Origin of the sequence: Synechococcus sp. A15-62 (assembly GCF_014280075.1) — a bacterium.
In the GTDB taxonomy this organism is placed as follows: domain Bacteria; phylum Cyanobacteriota; class Cyanobacteriia; order PCC-6307; family Cyanobiaceae; genus Parasynechococcus.
The window spans coordinates 182,796-202,065 of record NZ_CP047950.1; the positions used below are offsets into that span (position 1 = coordinate 182,796).

Annotated in this window: 18 protein-coding genes; 9 read left to right on the plus strand and 9 right to left on the minus strand. The window is 62.1% G+C overall.

Annotation, left to right across the window (positions count from 1 at the left end; translation table 11 throughout):
* The first annotated feature begins 7 nt into the window (after window positions 1–7).
* From SynA1562_RS00875 to SynA1562_RS00890, 4 genes are read left to right on the plus strand one after another with little or no spacing between them, the layout of a single operon-like run.
* Complete coding sequence (locus SynA1562_RS00875; RefSeq protein ID WP_186494346.1) at window positions 8–1,147, plus strand: glycosyltransferase; 1,140 nt, start codon at window positions 8–10, stop codon at window positions 1,145–1,147.
* Window positions 1,147–2,409, plus strand: a complete 1,263-nt coding sequence (locus SynA1562_RS00880; RefSeq protein WP_186494348.1) for a glycosyltransferase — start codon at window positions 1,147–1,149, stop codon at window positions 2,407–2,409. Before SynA1562_RS00875 ends, SynA1562_RS00880 begins: the two co-directional genes overlap by 1 nt.
* Window positions 2,406–3,530 (plus strand): glycosyltransferase, encoded by a 1,125-nt coding sequence (locus SynA1562_RS00885; protein ID WP_186494349.1) that lies wholly within the window; start codon window positions 2,406–2,408, stop codon window positions 3,528–3,530. The genes SynA1562_RS00880 and SynA1562_RS00885 overlap by 4 nt, the downstream gene beginning before the upstream one ends.
* Entirely contained in the window at window positions 3,527–4,387 is an 861-nt protein-coding gene (locus SynA1562_RS00890; protein WP_186494351.1) for a sulfotransferase, read from the plus strand. The genes SynA1562_RS00885 and SynA1562_RS00890 overlap by 4 nt, the downstream gene beginning before the upstream one ends.
* Before the next feature lie 5 nt (window positions 4,388–4,392).
* Here the strand turns inward: SynA1562_RS00890 and SynA1562_RS00895 are convergent, their stop codons facing one another.
* The 5 genes from SynA1562_RS00895 to SynA1562_RS00915 form a co-directional block, all read right to left on the minus strand.
* The gene (locus tag SynA1562_RS00895) at window positions 4,393–5,241 is read right to left on the minus strand and encodes a sulfotransferase family protein (protein WP_255445682.1); all 849 of its coding nucleotides are present in this window, start codon (window positions 5,239–5,241) and stop codon (window positions 4,393–4,395) included.
* A 6-nt stretch (window positions 5,242–5,247) separates the two neighbouring features.
* Window positions 5,248–6,114 carry a 3-deoxy-8-phosphooctulonate synthase gene (kdsA, locus tag SynA1562_RS00900; RefSeq protein ID WP_186494353.1) on the minus strand — a complete coding sequence of 289 codons (867 nt, stop codon included), beginning with the start codon at window positions 6,112–6,114 and terminating at the stop codon, window positions 5,248–5,250.
* A gap of 46 nt (window positions 6,115–6,160) precedes the next feature.
* On the minus strand, window positions 6,161–7,012 hold the full coding sequence (locus SynA1562_RS00905; RefSeq protein WP_186494354.1) for a hypothetical protein: 852 nt from the start codon (window positions 7,010–7,012) through the stop codon (window positions 6,161–6,163).
* Complete coding sequence (locus tag SynA1562_RS00910) at window positions 7,013–7,612, minus strand: hypothetical protein (protein WP_186494356.1); 600 nt, start codon at window positions 7,610–7,612, stop codon at window positions 7,013–7,015.
* An 87-nt stretch (window positions 7,613–7,699) separates the two neighbouring features.
* On the minus strand, window positions 7,700–7,969 hold the full coding sequence (locus SynA1562_RS00915) for a hypothetical protein (protein WP_186494359.1): 270 nt from the start codon (window positions 7,967–7,969) through the stop codon (window positions 7,700–7,702).
* Between the two features lie 137 nt (window positions 7,970–8,106).
* Here SynA1562_RS00915 and SynA1562_RS00920 point away from each other — a divergent pair, with 137 nt between their 5' ends.
* Genes SynA1562_RS00920 through kdsB form a run of 3 tightly spaced genes read left to right on the plus strand, consistent with a single transcriptional unit; the run spans window position 8,107 to window position 12,012 of the window.
* Window positions 8,107–10,497, plus strand: a complete 2,391-nt coding sequence (locus tag SynA1562_RS00920; RefSeq protein ID WP_186494360.1) for a UvrD-helicase domain-containing protein — start codon at window positions 8,107–8,109, stop codon at window positions 10,495–10,497.
* 25 nt (window positions 10,498–10,522) lie between these two features.
* The gene (locus SynA1562_RS00925; RefSeq protein ID WP_186494361.1) at window positions 10,523–11,233 is read left to right on the plus strand and encodes a hypothetical protein; all 711 of its coding nucleotides are present in this window, start codon (window positions 10,523–10,525) and stop codon (window positions 11,231–11,233) included.
* Window positions 11,233–12,012 carry a 3-deoxy-manno-octulosonate cytidylyltransferase gene (gene kdsB / locus SynA1562_RS00930; protein ID WP_186494363.1) on the plus strand — a complete coding sequence of 260 codons (780 nt, stop codon included), beginning with the start codon at window positions 11,233–11,235 and terminating at the stop codon, window positions 12,010–12,012. The genes SynA1562_RS00925 and kdsB overlap by 1 nt, the downstream gene beginning before the upstream one ends.
* A gap of 2 nt (window positions 12,013–12,014) precedes the next feature.
* Here the strand turns inward: kdsB and SynA1562_RS00935 are convergent, their stop codons facing one another.
* Both SynA1562_RS00935 and SynA1562_RS00940 read right to left on the minus strand, forming a co-directional pair.
* Entirely contained in the window at window positions 12,015–12,566 is a 552-nt protein-coding gene (locus SynA1562_RS00935; protein ID WP_186494364.1) for an HAD family hydrolase, read from the minus strand.
* Window positions 12,563–13,576: an SIS domain-containing protein gene (locus SynA1562_RS00940; protein WP_186494366.1), complete on the minus strand. Its 1,014-nt coding sequence runs from the start codon at window positions 13,574–13,576 to the stop codon at window positions 12,563–12,565. The genes SynA1562_RS00935 and SynA1562_RS00940 overlap by 4 nt, the downstream gene beginning before the upstream one ends.
* Window positions 13,577–13,594: 18 nt before the next feature.
* Here SynA1562_RS00940 and SynA1562_RS00945 point away from each other — a divergent pair, with 18 nt between their 5' ends.
* Together SynA1562_RS00945 and SynA1562_RS00950 are read left to right on the plus strand one after the other, a co-directional pair.
* A complete protein-coding gene (locus SynA1562_RS00945; protein WP_186494368.1) occupies window positions 13,595–14,806 on the plus strand; it encodes a CCA tRNA nucleotidyltransferase in 1,212 nt (403 codons plus the stop codon).
* Window positions 14,803–16,227: a hypothetical protein gene (locus tag SynA1562_RS00950; RefSeq protein ID WP_186494370.1), complete on the plus strand. Its 1,425-nt coding sequence runs from the start codon at window positions 14,803–14,805 to the stop codon at window positions 16,225–16,227. Before SynA1562_RS00945 ends, SynA1562_RS00950 begins: the two co-directional genes overlap by 4 nt.
* Here SynA1562_RS00950 and selD read toward each other — a convergent pair.
* Both selD and galE read right to left on the minus strand, forming a co-directional pair.
* A complete protein-coding gene (gene selD / locus SynA1562_RS00955) occupies window positions 16,172–18,199 on the minus strand; it encodes a selenide, water dikinase SelD (RefSeq protein ID WP_186494372.1) in 2,028 nt (675 codons plus the stop codon). The two genes, SynA1562_RS00950 and selD, sit on opposite strands and share 56 nt — an antisense overlap.
* Window positions 18,196–19,230 (minus strand): UDP-glucose 4-epimerase GalE, encoded by a 1,035-nt coding sequence (galE, locus tag SynA1562_RS00960; RefSeq protein WP_186494374.1) that lies wholly within the window; start codon window positions 19,228–19,230, stop codon window positions 18,196–18,198. The genes selD and galE overlap by 4 nt, the downstream gene beginning before the upstream one ends.
* Between the last annotated feature and the right edge of the window lie 40 nt (window positions 19,231–19,270).

A 19,270-nucleotide genomic window follows, 5' to 3' on the forward strand; every position in this document is an offset into this window, starting at 1 on the left:
CAGCGCCATGACCCATGCAGTACCGCCGCGCAGGTCGGCATTGCTTTTCATTGATTCGCTCAAGCTCGGTGGTGCTGAGCGTGTCACCCTTCAGTGGGCCGAATGGTTGTCGGAAGCCGGTTGGAATGTCACCTTGTTGACCTCGAAGCCCACCAGCCACGACTTCTATCCGGCTCCTACGGGTCTCCGCCGCTTGCGGGAACCGGCGATGCCGGGGTTGTTGGATCGTGCCTTGTTTTGGCCGTTGAAGCTTTGGCGCTTACGCAAGTTGCTTCGACGGGAGCAGCCAGATCTCTTGATCGGGATGACGACGCTGCCGTCGATCAAGTTGGCGTTGGCATCGATCGGTCTTGCGTCGCGCCTGGTGCTCTCGGAGCGCAACTACCCACCGGCCCGTCCATTGGCGTGGCGTTGGCGTCTGCTGCGTCGTTTCGCGTATCCCAGAGCTCATTTGCATCTGGTGCAAACGCGGGGCATTGCTCAGTGGCTTCATCAACGCGGCTTGGCCCGACGTACCGCGGTTTTGCCCAATGCGATTGTTTGGCCGATACCGCCACTTGCTCCCCAGCTCGCCCCCGAGGCTTTTGTTCCGCCGGGTCAGAAGATGATCCTTGCGGTTGGTACCAAGCTCCATCAGAAAGGCTTTGACCGCTTGGTGGCCGCTTTTGCCGGCCTGCAGGCTGATTTCGCCGATTGGTCGCTGGTGATTCTTGGCATCGAGGATGAGTCGTATCGCGGCGTCGATCAGGCGGCCCGGCTGCGTCAGCTGATGGGTTCGGAGTCTTCGCGTCTGATCCTTCCGGGCAACGTCGGCAATGTGGGGGATTGGTACAAGGCCAGTGATCTGTTTGTCCTTGCATCTCGCTTTGAGGGATATCCCAATGTGTTGCTCGAGGCGATGGCCTCTGGCCTTGCCTGTCTTGCGGTGGACTGTCCCACAGGCCCTTCAGATCTGATTGATCCAGGCGTGAACGGTTGGCTCGTATCCGAGCACGTTGCCTCCACCGACATGGCACCACCCTTGCGCCAGGCCTTGGAGGATGTTTCTGCGCGCGCTGCCTTTGCCTCACGAGCACAAGCGGTTCGCCAGCGCAATGCGCCGGAGAGCTTGCGGCCTTTGTTTCTCGATTTAATGGGGTCGCTTTGATGATCGTGCCGGAGCTGGTGGATTCAGGCCGTGATGATCTTTGGCTTGTGTTGCCGCATCTCGGAGCGGGGGGCGCTCAGAGAGTGGCCTTGATTGCAGCCCGTCATTTCGCCGGTCGGGGGTTGAAGGTGAAGTTGGTCACGCTCATCCCAGGCCATCCCGTGGCCCATGCCCTTCCCGACGGGATTCCACTGCTGGAACTGGGGGCACCGACCCATCGCTCCTGGTGGGCCCTCGGAGGGCACTTCACCCTGGCGCAGTGTGACAAGTTGATCCGCTTGTTGTTTCAGCTGCAGCTGCGTTGGTTCGCCGGTTGGTTCCAAGCCCGTGTGGATCCAGGGGCGCGGGGCCTGGCCATGCAGTTGTTTCGTGTCGGCACCGAGGCGACAGCTGGTTTTCGGTTTCGGCAGCTGCGCCGGCAGTTCCGTTCTCAGCGGCCCCATCGAGTCTTGGCCCTGCTCACCCGCACCAACATCACCTGCTGTTGTGCCGCCTGGGATTTGCCGATCCACCTCGTGGTGTCCGAGCGAAACGACCCCTCGCTTCAGCTGCTGCCGGAGGTGTGGCAGCGGGTGCGACCTCTTGCCTATCTCCGGGCCGATGTGGTGACCGCTAACACAGCAGGCGTTCTCACGGCTTTGGAATCCATGGGGCCCTGGGAGCGGTTGGCCCTGCTGCCCAATCCGTTGCCCGGTGTGCCTGCCCCTGCTGTGAACAGCGGGACGGCCAACGCCATCGGCTTCATCAGCGTGGCCCGGTTGGTGCCGCAGAAGGGGCTGGATGTGTTGATTGCAGCCTTGCCCATGTTGAGCGGAGCTGCAGCGGATTGGCCCGTCACCTTGGTGGGTGATGGACCGGAGCGCGACAGATTGAAGGCGCAGGCGCAGGACCTTGGCGTGTCGGATCAACTGCGATGCCTGGGGTTTCGCTCTGACCCAGAACGCTTCCTGGCGGCCGCTGCTGTGTTCGTGTTGCCCTCCCGTTTTGAGGGCATGCCCAATGCTCTGCTGGAGGCCATGGCGGCGGGGCTGGCCGTGATCGTCACGGATGCGTCCCCTGGACCCCTTGAAGTGGTGGAGCCAGGGGTGAGCGGTTTGGTCGTACCCAGTGATGATCCTGATGCGCTGGCTGCAGCGATGGCATTGCTGGCTTCCGATCCAGAGCGGTGCCGGCGGATGGGCGCTGCGGCCCGAGCACGCATCGCTGCCTTGGATTGGCCCCAGTTGGAGCCGCTCTGGCGGTCGATCCTGGCGTTGTCATGACAGCACGTGTTCTGGTGTTGGCGCCGACCCGGAGAGCGCGGACGGAAACCTTCGTGCGGGCGAATCTGGCCCGCCTGCCGTTTGCGGTGGAGGCCTGTTTCGGGGATGAGATTCCCTGGCGCGAGCCCCTCAAAGCCCTGTATGGCTTGGCGGTGCTGACCAGCAAGGTTTTTACCCGGTTGGGCTGGCTTCGGCTGGCCACCTTGCCCGCCTCCAGCGTCGCTGTGCTGCTGGTGCGCCGCCACCGGCCGGATGTGGTGATGGTGGAGTTTGGCTTTCATGCCGTACGGGTGATGGAGCTGGCCCGCACCGGAGTCCCCCTGGCGGTTCATTTCCGTGGCGCCGATGCTTCGGCGGAGCGTTACGTGAGGCGCCTGGAACAGCGTTATCGCCGTTTGTTTCGGCTCACCTCGGCTGTGATCGTCAAGAATCAAACGATGCGGAGCCGTCTGATCGCCCTTGGCGCCGAGCCGGCACAGCTTTTGATCAGTCCATCCGGTGCCGATGAGCGGCGGTTTCAGGGGGGCAATCCAGCCTCCATGCCTCCCCGGTTTCTGGCGGTGGGTCGCTTCGTATCCAAAAAAGGGCCGTTGGACACCCTGGAAGCCTTTGCTCTCTTGCGGGGCCTGACGGAACAAGCCAATGCCTGCAGCCTGGTGATGGTGGGTGATGGACCTCTCTTCCCCCTCGTGCAGGACAGGGCTCGTCAGCTCGGCCTCGAGCAGTTTGTTCAGTTCCCTGGCGTGCTGTCACCCGATGCGGTGGCCCAGGAGATGCGCCGTGCGCGGGTGTTTGTGCAGCATTCCCGCACGGCGGAGGATGGGGATGAGGAGGGATGCCCGGTCTCCGTGATGGAAGCTCAACTTTGCGGTCTGCCCGTTGTGGCTACCCGTCATGGCGGGATCCCTGATGTGGTTGTGGATCAGCAGACCGGTCGGCTGGTGGAGGAAGGCGACCGTCGGGCCATGGCGGAGGCGATGGCTTTGCTGGTGGATCAGCCGGATCTCGCGGCTGCTTGGGGTGCGGCTGGGCAGCTTCGGGCTCAGGCTCGGTTCACCGTGGCGCATCACGTGGATCAGATCACAATGCTTCTCAACGATTTGGTGGGCCGAAGCCGATGAGCAGCAAGCGATTGAAGTTGCTGCTGATCCGTGGTCTTGGCCACAGCGGCACAACAATGCTGGATTTGGCCCTGGGGGCGCATCCGCAGATCATTGGCCTGGGTGAGGCGGCGCGAATTCTGGCGATGCCACAGCCGGGGGATGAGCATCGCGGGCCCAGCCAACTGCGCGGTGCTCACCGGTTTGAGCGGCGTTGCACCTGTGGGGTTGTTGCCGCAGAGTGCCCAATCTGGGGGCCTCAGCTTGAGTGGTTGCGCCTGCATGACCAAGCGCCGATGCAGGAGAAAGTGCAGCGGCTGCTGATGCATTCACCCCACGCCGGTGAGGCGGTGTGGCACGTGGACTCGTATCAGGACGATCTAGAGATGACGCGGTTGCCCGAGGCCGTGTTTGACATCCGGATCATCCATCTCGTGCGCGACGTGCGCTCTTGGGTGCATTCCCGGGCCCAGGCCGGCCGTAAGGCAGGCCAGCGCTGGCCTGCAGCGCGTCAGCTGGCGCGCTGGTGGCGTGTCAACGCCAAGTTTGAACGGGCTTTCCGGCAGTCTCCATACCCGGTTTTTCGTCTGGGATATGAGGAGTTTGCGCTTCAGCCCGAGCGCAGTTTGCAGTTGCTCTGCGGCTGGCTAGCCATCGATTTCCAGGAGATGATGCTGGCTCCCGGTCTGAACAGCAGCAGTCACATTCTCGCGGGAAACCGGGTGCGTTTCGATGCGGAGCGCAGTCGAACGATTTCTTACGACGGTGCCTGGTTGGCGGCGCCGGCACCCACGGCTGCTCATCTTGGCTTGCTCCTGCCAGGCGTTGCCCTGATGAACCGCCGGCTGGTGTATTCCAACGACCTGCTCAGACGCTGATGGTCTTAGGCCTCCCGCCAGGTCGTGGCGGTGGCCCAGTGCTGCTCAACGTTCAGAGCCGGGCAGCGGTCCTGCACAGCCGTCACCAAAGGGGCGAAATGCCGGCCCAGGCGCTGCAGCACCCCCGCCGGAACCTCTGTGGTGGCCTGACTGGCATTCACCCGGTGGCTCAAATCGGGGATCTGCTCGGGGATGCCGAGATGCCGGCACAACCCCCGATGTGTTGCTGCAGTGAACAGGGTCTCGTAGAGGCCGATGAAGACCTGTGATTCAGCGAGTCCGCTCCGCAGGGCATCGAGGGTGGCGGGGTAGTCGTTCCGTGGGGATTCACGCTTGAGCAGCTTCAGGCTGGCTTTGTCCAGGTGCTCGATTTCATGGGCTGGTGTGAGCAAACCACGCTTGCGCAGTTGCATGCGTTGCTGCGACAAGAACCGTTCCACCGGGTCGCGCATGATGAACACCGCTCGCGTTTGCACGCCGCGTTGTGCAAAGGCCTGCTCAATGCGCCGATAGCTCTCAGTGCTCAACCCGGCATAGGAGGGGGTGATGTCTCCTGTCAGGCGGATCCTGGCTGGTTTGAGGCGTGAAGCGAAGTAGTCGAAGTAGCGCTCGGGATTGGCGATGAATCGTGCCCGTCGCCAGGTGCGCCACTTCAACGGCGAGGGGCGTTTGGGCCGGAAGCTGGCAAAACGCTCCAATTCGAGAGCATCGAAAACGTGGTACTCCTTCAGAAAACCGAAGTCGACATCGTTGCGGCGTTGCAGTTGATCGTGAAGCCAGGAGGTTCCTGCTTTCTGTGCACCAACGCCGAGCAGAAAGGTTGCTTCAGAGGCCAACACGTTCTGTCCTTTCAACGCGCATCAGTTGATGCGCAGCTTTGGCATGCCTTTCACCAGGTCATCGATAGCTTTGACCTGGGTGAGAAACGGTTCCAGCTGATCAAGAGGTAGGGCGCTGGGGCCATCGCAACGGGCTTTCGCCGGGTCAGGGTGTGCTTCCAGGAACAAGCCAGCCAGGCCAACCGCCATGCCTGATCGGGCGAGGTCCACCACCTGGGTGCGGCGTCCGCCTGATGCAGCACCACCTGGATCCCTGCATTGCAGGGCGTGGGTGACATCGAAGATCAACGGAAGGTCATCGCAGGTTCGCTTCATCACGCCGAACCCCAGCATGTCCACCACGAGGTTGTCGTAACCGAAGTTGGTGCCTCGCTCGCACAGCAACAGCTTCTCATTTCCGCATTCGCGGAATTTGTCCACGATGTTGCGCATCTGTTCCGGACTGAGGAACTGAGGCTTCTTGATGTTGATCACCGTGCCTGTTTCCGCCATGGCGCGAACCAGATCGGTCTGCCTGGCCAGGAAGGCCGGGAGCTGGATGATGTCGGCAACCTTGGCGGCGGCCACGGCTTCCTCCGGACTGTGCACATCCGTGATCACCGGTATGCCGTGGGTGTCCTTCACCGCCTGGAGGATTTTCAGCCCTTCGTCGAGGCCGGGGCCACGGAAGGAATGAATGGAGGAGCGGTTGGCCTTGTCGTAGGACGCCTTGAACACCAAAGGGATGTTCAGCTTTGCGCAGACGTCTTTGTAGTGGCTGGCGCAACGCAGGGCAAAGTCCAGATCCTCGAGAACGTTCACGCCACCCAGAAGGGCAAAGGGGCGATCGTTCGCGAACGTGATGTCGCCCAACTGGATCTGATGCGCCACGGTTTCAAGCAGGTCCATTGACCGGCGAGCCTACCCGTCTCCATTCCATTTTCTTTCTGGTGGATCAGCGGTGGCGGAAGATCCGTGCGTAATCTCGGCCTGGATCCTCTTGATAGAGCACGTCGTAGTTGGAGAGATCGATTCCGTATTTGGTTAGTTTTTTGCCCGTATCGATGTCGACTAAAAAATCTCCCTCCTGTGGTGTGTAGAATTCACCTTTTCCGATTCCGGCTTTGATGATGTAGCGCCTGGTGTCGATGTCGTAATACACAAGGCGGTCGTAGGTGAGAGCCTTCATCTGATCGGAGTGTTTGAACCATCCTTTTGAGTAGATGAGGTTCACGGTTTCTCCATTCTCTTTGGCACGTGTTGTGATGGATCTGGCTTCGTTCAAGGTTGTGCGCCATGAACGTTGTTTCCAGCTGATTAGTTGTGCGCGTTGTCGAAACGTGGCGGCTTGTCGATCTTCAATGTTCAACAGCAACAACGTGGTGCCGAGGGCCACGGCCTGAGCCTGGCGGCTGTTCATTCGGTGCTTCAGCTTCGGTGCTATGAGGCTTTCCCAGATCATCAGGATGTCGAGAACAGCGGCAAACTGAATTGGCAGGCTCATGTAATTGCTCCCTTCCAGCCCAACCAAGGCGTAAAGGGCGAATCCATAGGCCAGTGCTGCAAGGTTGAAACCATCGAGGGCGTTGACGTTGGCTTGTTTGCGCCCGATCAGCCAGCAGCGTGTTGCGATGAATCCCAGGAAGATGATCAGGCGAATGTCCAGTGCCAGCACTGAGAAGCCCAGATGTGCGTCGTAGCGCGGCACATCAGCGGCAAGGCTGGGAAGTGCACTGAGAAGCGCGAACGAAGCCAGAAAGAAAGGGGCCAGGCTGAAAATGGCGAAGTCCAGGGTATAGGCCTCCATCTACTTGGAGGGGTGGATGGATCCCCACGCCGGCCGGCTGGGCATGGCGCCAAGGCTTCCCGCGACGATCGTCGTAGCGGCGGGGATAACGGCCAGCAGCACGGCCGTGTCTTTGAAGAATGGGATGAACAGCGCGAAGAGCAGGGCGAGTCGGCCATTGTGCAGCTGGCCTGAGTCCAGGTAGATGGAGTAGTGATAGGCATACAGCGCGATCAGAAATGTGAGAAATCGCTCGCTGTAAATGAATTGAAAATAGTTGTAAGCGGATGCACTTGTGACGAGGAATAGCAGTGTTCCCATCAGGATGAGTGAAGCGCTTGTACCGTTTTTCTTGATCCGTTCAATCAGCTTGCAGCCCAGGATGATGGTGGCGATGAGCTCAAGGGCGCTCACCAGCGACCAGACCTTGATGTAGGGCGTCAACCAGCTGAGGACATGCAGATCTTGATGGGAAAGGGGAAAGAAGCGGAAGTCATTTCTCCCCATCGTTTCGTTGATTAACCTTTCTCTGAGGCTGAAATTGTTCAGGATCTGATTGTCGAGAATCTCGTCGTACCAAGTGAGAATCTCCTTGTAAAACCAGCTGCTTTCCTGAATCATCACCACTGCATAAATCGTCAGGACAATCGTGACAACTGGATGTCGTTTGATGAAGTCTCGGATGGCGATTGGCCAGGGCTTTTGTGCTCATGGTCTCTCGTCCTGTGTGCTTGCTTTGACGATGGAACGAATCAGAAGTCCAGATAAAACAGCCAGAACAGCAATCAATCCCCCATGGGCGATGTCGCTGTAGTTGTTCAGCAGAGACTCCCTTGTCGTTTCTGGAAGAGTGCTGAATCCGCTGGCGCCGGATTGGAGCCAGAGGGCAAGGCTCGCGCTGAAGATCAATGCGGTGCCAGACAGCGTTGACAGCCAGAAGCTCCAGCGTTGTTCAAAGACCCTTGTCGTCTCTCGCATTGCTTAGCGAAGTCTTGGTCGGGTATGGACTTGACTAGGTCGACAACCTTGGCCCGCAGAGCCTGGGTCAAGTCGAAGATCAGGGGAAGGCCATCGCAACGGCGTTGGAGGCATCTAAGCACCACTAATCTCCATCCATGAGCTTCTTGGCCGGCCTTAACGACGCCCAACGACGGGCGGTGGACCATCACGAGGGGCCGCTGCTGGTGGTGGCGGGAGCTGGCAGTGGTAAGACGCGCGCCCTCACCCATCGGATCGCTCACCTGATCGGGGAGCATGGTGCCGATCCCGCTCAGATCCTGGCGGTGACCTTCACCAACAAAGCCGCCCGCGAGATGAAGGAGCGGCTTGAGGTTCTTCTGGCACAACGTCTGGCCCAGAGCCAGTACGGCCAGCCCTGGAGCACCCTGCCCCCGGTGGAGCAGCGCCAGTTGCGCTCGCGTATTTACCGAGAGGTGACCAAGGAGCTGTGGATCGGCACCTTTCATGCCCTGTTTGCGCGGATGCTCCGCTACGACATCGACAAGTTCAAGGACGCGGAAGGACTCACCTGGACCAAGCAGTTTTCGATCTACGACGAGGCCGACGCCCAGAGCCTCGTGAAGGAGATCGTGACCCAGGAACTGCAGCTCGATCCCAAGCGGTTCGAGCCCAAAAAGACCCGTTGGGCCATCAGCAATGCCAAGAACCAGGGTTGGCTGCCGGACCAGCTCGAGGCCAATGCAGAGGGCCAGCGAGGCAAGCTCACGGCCGATGTCTATCGGCGCTACCGCAAAGCCCTTGCGGCCAACAACGCCCTCGATTTCGACGACCTGCTGTTGCTGCCGGTTCAGTTGCTGCAGCAGAACGATCAGGTGCGCAGCTACTGGCATCGTCGCTTTCGTCACGTGCTGGTGGATGAATACCAGGACACCAACCGCACCCAGTACGACCTGATCAAGCTGTTGGTCACCGATGGCAAGGATCCTCAGGATGTTGAGGACTGGTCAGGCCGTTCTGTCTTTGTGGTCGGTGACGCCGATCAGAGCATCTACAGCTTCCGTGCGGCCGACTTCACCATCCTGATGGGCTTTCAGGACGATTTCGGCGATCAGGCACCGGATGACTCCACTCAGACGATGGTGAAGTTGGAGGAGAACTACCGCTCCACTGCCACCATTCTCGAGGCGGCCAATGCCCTGATCGCCAACAACAGCGAACGGATCGACAAGGTGCTCCGTCCCACGCGAGGAGAGGGGGAGCTGATCACCCTCACCCGCTGTGACGACGAGATCGCCGAGGCGGAAGCCGTGGTGCATCGCATGCGCACGATGGAAGCCGCCAACCCCGAGCTCAGCTGGGGCGATATGGCGGTGCTTTATCGCACCAATGCTCAGTCCCGGGCCATTGAGGAATCCCTGGTGCGCTGGGGGATCCCCTACATCGTGGTGGGGGGGCTGCGCTTCTACGACCGGCGCGAGATCAAGGATCTGCTGGCCTATCTGCGGCTGTTGGTGAATCCGGCTGACACCGTCAGCCTGCTGCGGGTGATCAATGTTCCGAAACGGGGCATCGGCAAGACCACGATTCAGCGCCTTACCGATGCGGCCAATCAACTGGGGATTCCGCTGTGGGACGTGGTGAGTGACCCCGAAGCGGTGCGCTCCCTCGGCGGCCGCTCGGCCAAGGGGCTGCTCCAGTTTTGCGACTTGGTCAACGATCTGAAAGCCCGCAGCCGTGACGTGGCCCCATCGGAATTGATCCAGCAGGTGATGGAGAAGAGCGGCTACGTCAGTGAGTTGATTGCGGATGGCACCGATGAAGCGGAGGAGCGCCGCCGCAACCTCCAGGAACTGGTGAATGCCGCTCTCCAGTATCAGGAGGAAAACGACGAGGGTGACCTGGAGGGATTCCTGGCCTCGGCGGCCTTGTCCAGCGATGCGGACAGTAAAGACACGGCAGCCGATCGCGTCACCTTGATGACGCTCCACAGCAGCAAGGGGCTGGAGTTCCCAGTGGTGTGCCTGGTGGGTCTGGAGCAGGGCCTGTTCCCCAGCTACCGCTCCCTGGATGATCCGGCTTCACTCGAGGAAGAGCGTCGGCTTTGTTATGTGGGCATCACTCGCGCGAAGGAACGGCTGTTCATATCCCACGCCTGTGAACGTCGTCTCTGGGGAGGCATGCGTGAAGCGGCTGTGCCCTCTGTTTTCCTTTCGGAGCTGCCGGAAGCCCTGATCCAGGGCGACATTCCGCAGACCGGAGGGGCGGCGCTTCGGCGTGAACGGCGCCTTGACCGGCTCACCCGCGTGGATCGCGACAAGCCCTCATCGGCCCCTGCCAATGCCGTGCGTCGCCGTCAAGCCGGCCCCGCTCCTGGCCGCAGCTGGCAGGTCGGTGATCAGGTCATCCATGCCAGCTTCGGGGTTGGTGAAATCACCCACACCTTCGGCAGCGGCGAGAAGGTGTCGATCGCGGTCAAGTTTGCGGGGATGGGCCCCAAGATCCTTGATCCGCGCCTGGCGCCGATCGAACCCGTGACCACCGCTTAATCTCCTCTCCAGCCATCGACGGCCTGTGTCGACCTCCAGCCAGCCGATCCCCATTTTCATCGGCTATGACCCGAGAGAGCGGGCAGCCACCAACGTTCTGATCGACAGCCTGTACCAAAACAGCAGTGTCCCGCTGGCGATCACGCCGCTGGTGACACCTCAGCTGGAGGCTCAAGGGTTGTTCCGGCGCGAGCGGGATCCCAAGCAGAGCACCGCGTTTTCTTTCACCCGTTTTCTGGTGCCCTACTTGATGGGGTACGAGGGCTGGGCCCTGTTTATGGATTGCGACATGCTTTGCCGGGCTGACATCAAGGCGCTCTGGGATCAGCGCGATGACGCCTATGGAGCCATGTGTGTGCAGCACGAGCATGTGCCCGGGGAGACCGTGAAATTTCTCGGCGAGGTGCAGAGCCCCTACCCCAAAAAGAATTGGAGTTCACTGATGCTGCTCAATTGCAGCCGCTGCACCAAACTCACGCCCGATTACGTGAACACAGCAACGGGGTTGGAGCTTCACCGCTTCCACTGGCTGGAGGGTGATCATGAGATCGGCGCCATCCAGGGGGGCTGGAATCATCTGGTGGATGTGCAGGCTCCACCGGAGTCCGAGCAGGCTGCTCCGATGCTGCACTGGACCCTGGGTGGCCCCTGGTTCCGCGAACAGCGCACCATGGGTGGCCCCCTGGCTGCTGAATGGTTCAGCGCCCGCGACGATGCAATGAAACTCTGGGACTGATGGCGATTCGCAAGTGTGTGGTGGCCGTTCCGGCCCGGCTTCAGTCATCTCGACTCCCCAACAAGGTGCTGGCCGACATCGGCGGCAAGCCGATGATTCAGCGCGTGCTGGAACGCTGCAGTGAGGCTCAGGGTGTTGAAGCGGTGGTGCTTTGCACCGACAGCACCGAACTGCAAACCCTGGCAGAGGGTTGGGGGTTCCCAGTGTTGATGACGGCGGAATCCTGCAACTCCGGTAGCGAGCGCATCGCATCGGTGGCTCACCCTCTGATGGCCCTGGGCTGGGGCGATGCGGATCCTTTGGCTGAAGAGACAGCCGTGATCAATGTTCAGGGCGATCAACCGTTCATCGATCCTGCTGTGATCGATGCCATGGCCGAGGAGTTCAGGCGTCAGGATCCTGTGCCAGCGGTCGTGACCCCCGTCTACGGGCTGAAGCCCGAATCGGTCCACAACCCCAATGTGGTGAAAACCCTGCTGGCCCATGACGGCCGTGCGCTCTACTTCTCACGGTCCGCCATCCCCCACGTGCGGGATGTGGCTGAGTCGGATTGGCATCAGCACACCACCTACTGGGGGCATGTGGGCATGTACGGCTTCCGCGGAGATGTATTGGCTGCCTGGGATCAGCTGCCGGCCTCACCGCTGGAGGATCTGGAACGGCTCGAACAGCTGCGGTTGATCGAGGCCGGCCTCACCATTGCCACCTTCCGGGTCGAGGGAACCTCGTTGTCGGTGGACACTGCCGAGCAGCTGGAACAGGCTCGGGCGATGGTCTGACCTCAGTCGTTGCGGTCTTTCCAACCGTCGCGGCTCAGTAGTCCCCAGCGTCCACGCTCCTGAAGGATGCGTTCCGCCAGCTCCCGGACGGCTCCATGGCCGCCTTGGCGGCGGAGCACCGCATCGGCTCCGCAACGAACGGGCCGACAGGCATCGGCGGGTGCGAACAACAGCCCGACCACCGGCCGAACGGCCAGATCGTTGAGGTCATCACCAACAAAGGCCGTTTGCTGGGCGCTCACCCCCAGTTGGTTCTGAAGGGCCGTGAGGGCGGCAGGCTTGTCCTTGATTCCCACAAGGCAATGGCTGATGCCCAGTTGCCGTGCCCGCACCTCCGTTGCTCCTCCCTGGCCACCACTGAGAAAGGCGATGTGAAGCCCCGCCTGTTGCAGCAGTCGGATGCCAAGGCCATCGCGGACATCGAAGCGCTTGCTCTGTTGCCCTGCGGGGTCAAACCAGAGGCCCCCATCGGTGAGCACACCATCAACATCCAGCACAAGCAGCTGAATCGATCTGAGGCGGCGCCGCAGCAACCACCAGCGCAGTTTGTTCACGCGAGTCCGGCCTGAACCAGATCGTGCAGACGCAGCAGGCCCATCAGTTGTTGGTCTTGATTCACGACGGGAAGCACGGAGATGGGTTTCCGCCGGTTGCGTTCCATCTGCTCCAAGGCCTTCACCACCAGCACATCGGCCTGCACCGTGATCGGATCGGCAGTCATCAGATCCTTCGCCGTCAGATGGGTCCATGTCTCAGCACCGTGATCCTGCAGGGCACGGCGCAGATCTCCATCCGTGAGGATCCCAAGAAGGCTTCCAGGGCTGTCTGGGTTTTCAACCCAACCACTGCCGATTCCGTCGCGTGTCAGGCCGCCGATCACTTCGGGTAGCGGGGTGTGGGGTTGCAGGGGGTGCAGTTGGCTGGCGGGCACCATCAGGTCGGAGGCCGTGAGGGTGAGCTGTTTGCCAAGGGATCCGGCGGGGTGATTCAAGGCGAAATCCGCCGGCGAGATGCCCCGTCGTTCCATCCAGACCGCAGCCAGGGCGTCGCCGATCGCCATGGCCACCGCTGTGCTGGCGGTGGGAGCCAGGTTCAGGGGACACACCTCACGGTCAACGCTGGCTTCCAGCACCACGTCACTGCCGCGAGCCAAGGAGGAGTCTGCACGTCCGACGATGGCGATTCGCCCGGTTCCGCGTCGGGTCAGATGGGGCAGCACCTCCAGAAGTTCGGTGGTCTCTCCGCTGTTCGAGAGCAGGAGACAGACGTCTTCGGCGGCCACCACACCAAGATCGCCATGCAGTGCGTCGGTGGGATTGAGGAACAGGGCCATCAGCCCGATCGAAGAGAACGTGGCTGCGATCTTCCGGGCCACGATGCCGCTTTTGCCCACACCGGTGATCACCAGCTTGGCCTTGCGGTCTGCACAGCGCTCCAGCAGATCAAGAGCGGCTTCCACCTGGTCGCTGCTCAAGCGTGCGGCAGCAGTGGCGATCGCTGAGGCTTCCTCCTCAAGGCAGCGGGTGAGTGCGGACAAGGACCAGATCCGTGATGATCGGCCCATTCTCCTGCACGCCCCGCGATGGATCTTCCAGGTGTGCCGTCTTCCGTTCTGGAGGCGTTGCAGCGTGCTGGGCGATCACTCGACGTTCGCTGTCTGGCCCTGGTCGGCGGCGTTGTCCGTGATCAGCTGCTGCATCAGCGTTGCGGTCGCTCTTGGTCAGGTGTCCCTGATTTGGACTGGGTGGTCGAGGGTGATGCCGCTGCCCTGGTGGCGGAACTGGTCACTCAGGTGGGCTCTGAACGCATCACTGCTATTCAGGAGCATGGTGCTTTCGGAACGGTGGCATTTCAGCTGGATGGGATTCCGTTTGATCTGGCCACAGCACGACAGGAGCACTACCCCGCGCCAGCCGAGAATCCCGTCGTGCGAGTTGGCACCCTCGAGGCTGACCTCGCTCGCCGGGATTTCACGATCAATGCCATGGCCCTCGATCTGGTGGCCGGTGAGCTGATCGATCTCCACCATGGCCAGGAGGACCTGGCCTCGGGCCAGATCCGCTTTCTGCACGCGGGAAGCGTTCAGGACGACCCCACCCGCGTGATCCGAGCTGCCCGTTACGCCGCTCGGCTGGGTTTCCAGCTTGCGAAGGAGAGCCGTGAGCAGATCCGCAGCACCATGCAGCAGTGGCCCTGGGCCTGGGGCCAGGGTGATGCGGCGTTGACGGCACCGCCGGCCCTGGCCAGTCGACTGCGGATGGAGTTGGAGCGGCTGCTGGAGCGCGAACCTTGGCCGCAGGCGCTGGATTTGTTGGAGCAGTGGCAAGCACTGCCGCTGTTGGACGCGCAACTTCAGCGGGATCCTCGGCGCACCCAGCGGCTGCATTGGGCCCGACGTCTGGGTCTCCCGTTAATGCCGGCGTTTCTTGCGGGAGCAGCCGATCCGGTCGCACTCGCGCAACGGTTGCAGATTCCCGGGAAGCAACAGCAATGGTTGAAACAGTGCGGTGCCCTCTGCGACTGGCTGATGGACAACCCCCCGGTCCTGCAGGCCAGCCCATCAATCTGGTCGACGGCCCTGGAGCAGAAGGGTTGGCAGCCGGAGGCAGTGGCCCTGGCGGTCACCCTTCGGCCGAAGCAATGGAGACCGCTGCTGCGCTGGTGGGGCCGTTGGCGCGGGATTCAGGCGCCGCAGACCGCGCGTGAACTGATCGCTGCGGGTTGGCAGCCGGGGCCGGCGATCGGGGAGGAGTTGCGCAGGCAGCGCAGTGCAGCGCAGGACCGCAGCCGATGAAACGCAGCTGGATCGCGGTGTTGGTGACCGTCTGTCTGGCCTTTGGTTTGCGGGCTTTGCTGTTAATCGATGCCACAGCGCTTTGGAGCGATGAGCTCTATAGCGTCGGCAAGAGTTTTCAGCCCAGCTTCAGCCACCTTCTGGCCATGCTGCGGGAGGACACCCATCCCCCGGCCTATTACGGCCTGCTCTGGCTCTGGGGGCATCTGGTCGGTCAGAGCCCGGTCAGCCTGCGCTTCCTGTCCTGGTTGGCTTATCTGGCGGGTGGCCTGGTCATGGTCTGTCAGGCGATGGCCCTTGGTCATGCGGGCACTCGGGCCAGGGTGGGAGCGGTCGCGGCGCTCTTGGCCTTTTGCAGTCCCTATCCGATTCGGTTCGCGATCGAGGGCAAAAGCTATGCCGTGCTGGTGCTGCTGGTGGCTCTGGCCTGGTGGTGGCGCCGTTCCGCCCATCCCGTCGCCTACGGGGCGGTGGCCGGGCTGGCCGGCCTGACCCACTTCTATGGGTTGTTCCTGGTGCTGGCGGCCGCCGCCTGGGATGGATCGCGACGCCGCTGGAGCTTTTCTGCCGCTGCCTTAATTGGAGCCCTCCCGGCCTTGGCCTGGATGGCGTACGCCGCGGACTATCTCTTCAGCTCCCGGGCCGGCAGTTGGATCGGTGTGCCGGATTACGCCTTGTTGGAGGAAACCCTGGCCCGCGGCCTTGGCCTCTGGCCGTTGCCCAAATTGGCGCTGATCCTGCTGTTGCTGATGGTGTTGCGGCGTTGGGGAGGGCTGCGTCGGCTGCCGTGGCCGTCTTGGAATCTTCTCGATCGAAGCGGTCTGATCCCGTCCCTGTTGATGGTTTTTGGGGTGGTTGTCGTGTCGTTTGTGAAGCCGATGGCCTTCAGCCGCTACTTCGTCGTGTTGCTGCCGGCGGTGGCGCCCGTTCTGGCCGTGCAGATCGGTGCTTTTGAGCTGAACCGCTTCGGCCGCGGCTGCGGTCTGATCATCCTGGGGCTGCTGATGGTCAGCTGGTGGGGGCCAGGCTTCAGCGAGCTCGATGCCGGCGTCGGTGGTGTTCGGGAACAGGACCAGTTCCGTCTGATCAGCCAGCGGACCATGAGACTTCAGGATCGCTACACCCCCAGGCCGCGACTGTTCAACCTCAGCGATCGGATGGAGGCGGCCATGGGCCGGATTCCCTTGCCTTCATCCCCATGGGGGGGGAATGGTGATCTGAAGCAACGGCTGCAGGGTCCGGATCTGCCCAGGCAGCTCTGGCTCGCCAGCAGTGGGCCGCCGCCCGCCATGGAGCGCAAGCTCAAACCTCTGCAATCACGGGTTGAGCAGGAGGGGTATCACTGTGAACCACAGGCCACCGACCTCACCCATGCCCGGTTGTTGCTTTGCCGATCCGAAGCCATGGGCCGTTCTGAGTGAGTTGTGCAGCGGCTTTGCTGCTGCATGCCAGCAGCAGCGGGCCGCAGGTCTGCGGGTCCACCAGCAGCTCGAGCAAGCTTGCGGACGGGGGCTGTTGCAACTGAACCGTGCCTTCCAGCCATCGCCACGCTGCCCGGTTGGAGGGGGCCAGGGTGCTGGAGATGCCGCGTTCGAACAGGTCAAGTGCACCGGAGTAGGCCGGGATAGCAGCTCCATCCAGCAGGATCTGGAGCCCTGTTCTGTTCTGGAGCATCTCGCCCAGATGCCCAAGCAGGCCGAAACCGGTGATGTCGGTGCAGGCGTGAATGTCCCCCCGAACGGGCTCAAGCTGCTCAAGCAGCTTGTGTTGGCTGCAGGCCATGCTTTTCAGAGCAGCATCCAGATCAGCCGCCTTGGTGGCGCCGGTCATGGCCCCTGCAAACAGCACTCCGGTGCCGAGGGGGCGGCTGATCAGCAGGGCATCACCGGGCTGCAGCCCAGATTTCAGCCAGGGTGACTGGCTGCTTCTCCCGTTCACCGCGAGGGTGATCTGCACCCCGAGGCTTGCTGGGAGGGGTGATGCGCTGCGGGACTCCATCGTGTGTCCACCGATCAGCTCAGCACCCTGTTCATCCAGAACCGAGCGGATCCCGGCCAGGGTCTGAACCAGCAGCTCCTGCTGCTCATTGGCCGGCACCATCGGCAGCGTGATCGTTGCCATGGCGCTGGAGACACGGGCACCGCAAGCCCAGAGATCCGAGCAGGCATGCAGGGCCGTCAATCGACCGTTCAGCCAGGGGTCACTCACCAGGGCTGGAAAGCCATCCACGCTTTGCAGCAGCTCTTCGCTGCCAGGGAGATGGGCGGCGTCTTCCGGTTGTCCCCCCAGCCCCACCCGCTCGAGCGCTGCGGCCAGGGGTTGGGCCGGCAATTTGGCCGCGCAACCCCGGCAGGCCATCGGAGCTGCATCAGCCATCGCTGCTGGCTGCTGAAAGCTGGCCATGAAGGTGTGATCGATGCGTTGCTTCAGGCGCCAAAGCAGGGGGGATGGCCCCAGTCGCCATCTGCCCCATCGCGCCCAGGCGGCATCTTCGTGGCTCCCAATCAGTTGCAGAGCCTCCCGCTGGGGATGCCAGGAGCGCAGTGGTCGGCCCTGGCAGGCTGCCTCCAGGTTGGCGGCCAAGGGGCGCCCGGCTCGCACGGCCCACACCCCAGATGCGGGTCGGGGTTCTGCGCTGATCACGGCACAGTCTCCGCTGGCGAAAAGGGATGGATGGCCTTCCACCCTCAGACAGCGATCGGTGCGGATTCGGCCATCGTGATCTAGCGGCAGACCGGTTGATGCCAGCCAGGCAGGCCCCTGGCTTCCTGTGCAGAGCAGGCTGGGTCCCTTGTGATCGCGTTCGTCGTCGATCAAGGCGATCTTCGCCCGTTGCAGCACCTTTTGCATCGTTGGATCCAGCTGTCCGCTGCGCTGTTGCAGCTGCAGCGCTCGCTGCGGCCAGCGGCGTCGTAGCGCCAAAACCACCTCCTGGCCGGCAGCTCCAGCGCCGATCACACGTAGGGGCTTTGGATCGCTTGATTGTTCGCTCTCGAGAAAGGCGAGGGAAGCCTCCAATGGCTTGATTGGAATTCCAGTGGCACTGGGTCTGCTGACGGCCCCCACATCCAGGCTGAGGCAATCGAAGTGGAGTGCCGGCCGCTCGCGCAGCCTCAGGCATCTGCCTTGAAGGTCCAATCCAGTGATTTCCGCCTCCACGAAAGCCACCCCGGCCTTATCACACAGCTGGCGCAGGTCGATGGCGAGCTCATCGCGCTGATAGAAGCCTGCAATTAACCCCGGCACCATGCCGGAATACAGGGCTGTGCTGTTGCGGTTCACCAGCACGATGCTCTGCTCTGGCCGCTGCTCTGGCTTCATCGCCCAGCGTTTCAGCACCAGCGCATGGCTGTGCCCTCCGCCGGCCATGACCAGCAGACCACCTCTGCTCATGTTGGGCCTCGGTATCCGGATGGATTGGCTTGCTGCCAGGCCCAGCCATCACGGCACATCTCTTCCAGGCTTCGGCGGGCGCGCCAGCCCAGCACGGTCTGTGCGGTCCGGGGGCAGGCCTCTAGGCGGGGCACGTCGCCTGGTCGACGCTCCACGATCTCGAAGGGGATGGCCAATCCTGTGGCCTGTTCGAAGCCGTGCACCACGTCCAGCACGCTGAGTCCACGGCCGGTGCCGATGTTCAGCGTCAAGGGATCCGATGTTTGTCGCTTGAACAAGTGGTCGAGGGCCGAGCCATGGGCTTCAGCCAGATCCATCACATGCAGGTAATCGCGGATGCCGGTGCCATCAGGTGTGGGGTAGTCGTTACCGAAGACGCGCAAGAGCTCCCGACGCCCTGCGGCCACCTGGGTGATGAAGGGGAAGAGGTTGTTCGGAATTCCCAGCGGGTCTTCACCGATTCGTCCGCTGGGGTGTGCACCCACTGGATTGAAGTAGCGCAGGCAGGCCACCTGCCACGAGCCCGAGCGGCAGAGGGCCGCCAGCATCTGTTCAACAGCCACCTTGGTTTGGGCATAGGGGTGCACCGGTGCCGTTGGCATGTCTTCCCTCAGCGGGAACGTTTCGGGCTCTCCGTAGGCGGTGGAGGTGCTGCTGAACACCAGGGTGCGGCAACCATGGCGCTCCATGGCCGCCGCCAGAACGCGGCTGCCATTCACATTCACATCCCAGTAGAGGAGTGGGTTGGCGACCGATTCCCCTACGGCTTTCAGCCCGGCGAAATGAATCACCCCATCCACGGCTCCACCGGAGCTGAAGGCCTGATCCACAGCGCTGGTGTCGCGCACGTCCCCCTCCACCAGGGTCAATTGGGTTGAACCCGCCAGCTCTTGCACCCGTCGCAAAGCCTCAGGACTGCTGTTGTCGAAGTTGTCCAGCACCACAAGCTCGTCGCCCTGCTCTAGCAGCACAAGACAGGTGTGACTCCCGATGAAGCCGGCACCGCCGGTGATGAGGATGCGTCGGCCCATGTCTTTACCCCCTTTCATCCCTTAATTCTCAGGCAGATCG

What these genes read in the sequence shown, in the direction of transcription:
- SynA1562_RS00875 (WP_186494346.1), top strand. Translation starts at nt 8, where the DNA reads ATGACCCATGCAGTACCGCCGCGCAGGTCGGCATTGCTTTTCATTGAT.
- SynA1562_RS00880 (WP_186494348.1), top strand. Translation starts at nt 1,147, where the DNA reads ATGATCGTGCCGGAGCTGGTGGATTCAGGCCGTGATGATCTTTGGCTT.
- SynA1562_RS00885 (WP_186494349.1), top strand. Translation starts at nt 2,406, where the DNA reads ATGACAGCACGTGTTCTGGTGTTGGCGCCGACCCGGAGAGCGCGGACG.
- SynA1562_RS00890 (WP_186494351.1), top strand. Translation starts at nt 3,527, where the DNA reads ATGAGCAGCAAGCGATTGAAGTTGCTGCTGATCCGTGGTCTTGGCCAC.
- kdsA (WP_186494353.1), bottom strand. Translation starts at nt 6,114, where the DNA reads ATGGACCTGCTTGAAACCGTGGCGCATCAGATCCAGTTGGGCGACATC.
- SynA1562_RS00905 (WP_186494354.1), bottom strand. Translation starts at nt 7,012, where the DNA reads ATGGAGGCCTATACCCTGGACTTCGCCATTTTCAGCCTGGCCCCTTTC.
- SynA1562_RS00910 (WP_186494356.1), bottom strand. Translation starts at nt 7,612, where the DNA reads ATGATTCAGGAAAGCAGCTGGTTTTACAAGGAGATTCTCACTTGGTAC.
- SynA1562_RS00915 (WP_186494359.1), bottom strand. Translation starts at nt 7,969, where the DNA reads ATGCGAGAGACGACAAGGGTCTTTGAACAACGCTGGAGCTTCTGGCTG.
- SynA1562_RS00920 (WP_186494360.1), top strand. Translation starts at nt 8,107, where the DNA reads ATGAGCTTCTTGGCCGGCCTTAACGACGCCCAACGACGGGCGGTGGAC.
- kdsB (WP_186494363.1), top strand. Translation starts at nt 11,233, where the DNA reads ATGGCGATTCGCAAGTGTGTGGTGGCCGTTCCGGCCCGGCTTCAGTCA.
- SynA1562_RS00940 (WP_186494366.1), bottom strand. Translation starts at nt 13,576, where the DNA reads ATGGGCCGATCATCACGGATCTGGTCCTTGTCCGCACTCACCCGCTGC.
- SynA1562_RS00945 (WP_186494368.1), top strand. Translation starts at nt 13,595, where the DNA reads ATGGATCTTCCAGGTGTGCCGTCTTCCGTTCTGGAGGCGTTGCAGCGT.
- SynA1562_RS00950 (WP_186494370.1), top strand. Translation starts at nt 14,803, where the DNA reads ATGAAACGCAGCTGGATCGCGGTGTTGGTGACCGTCTGTCTGGCCTTT.
- selD (WP_186494372.1), bottom strand. Translation starts at nt 18,199, where the DNA reads ATGAGCAGAGGTGGTCTGCTGGTCATGGCCGGCGGAGGGCACAGCCAT.
- galE (WP_186494374.1), bottom strand. Translation starts at nt 19,230, where the DNA reads ATGGGCCGACGCATCCTCATCACCGGCGGTGCCGGCTTCATCGGGAGT.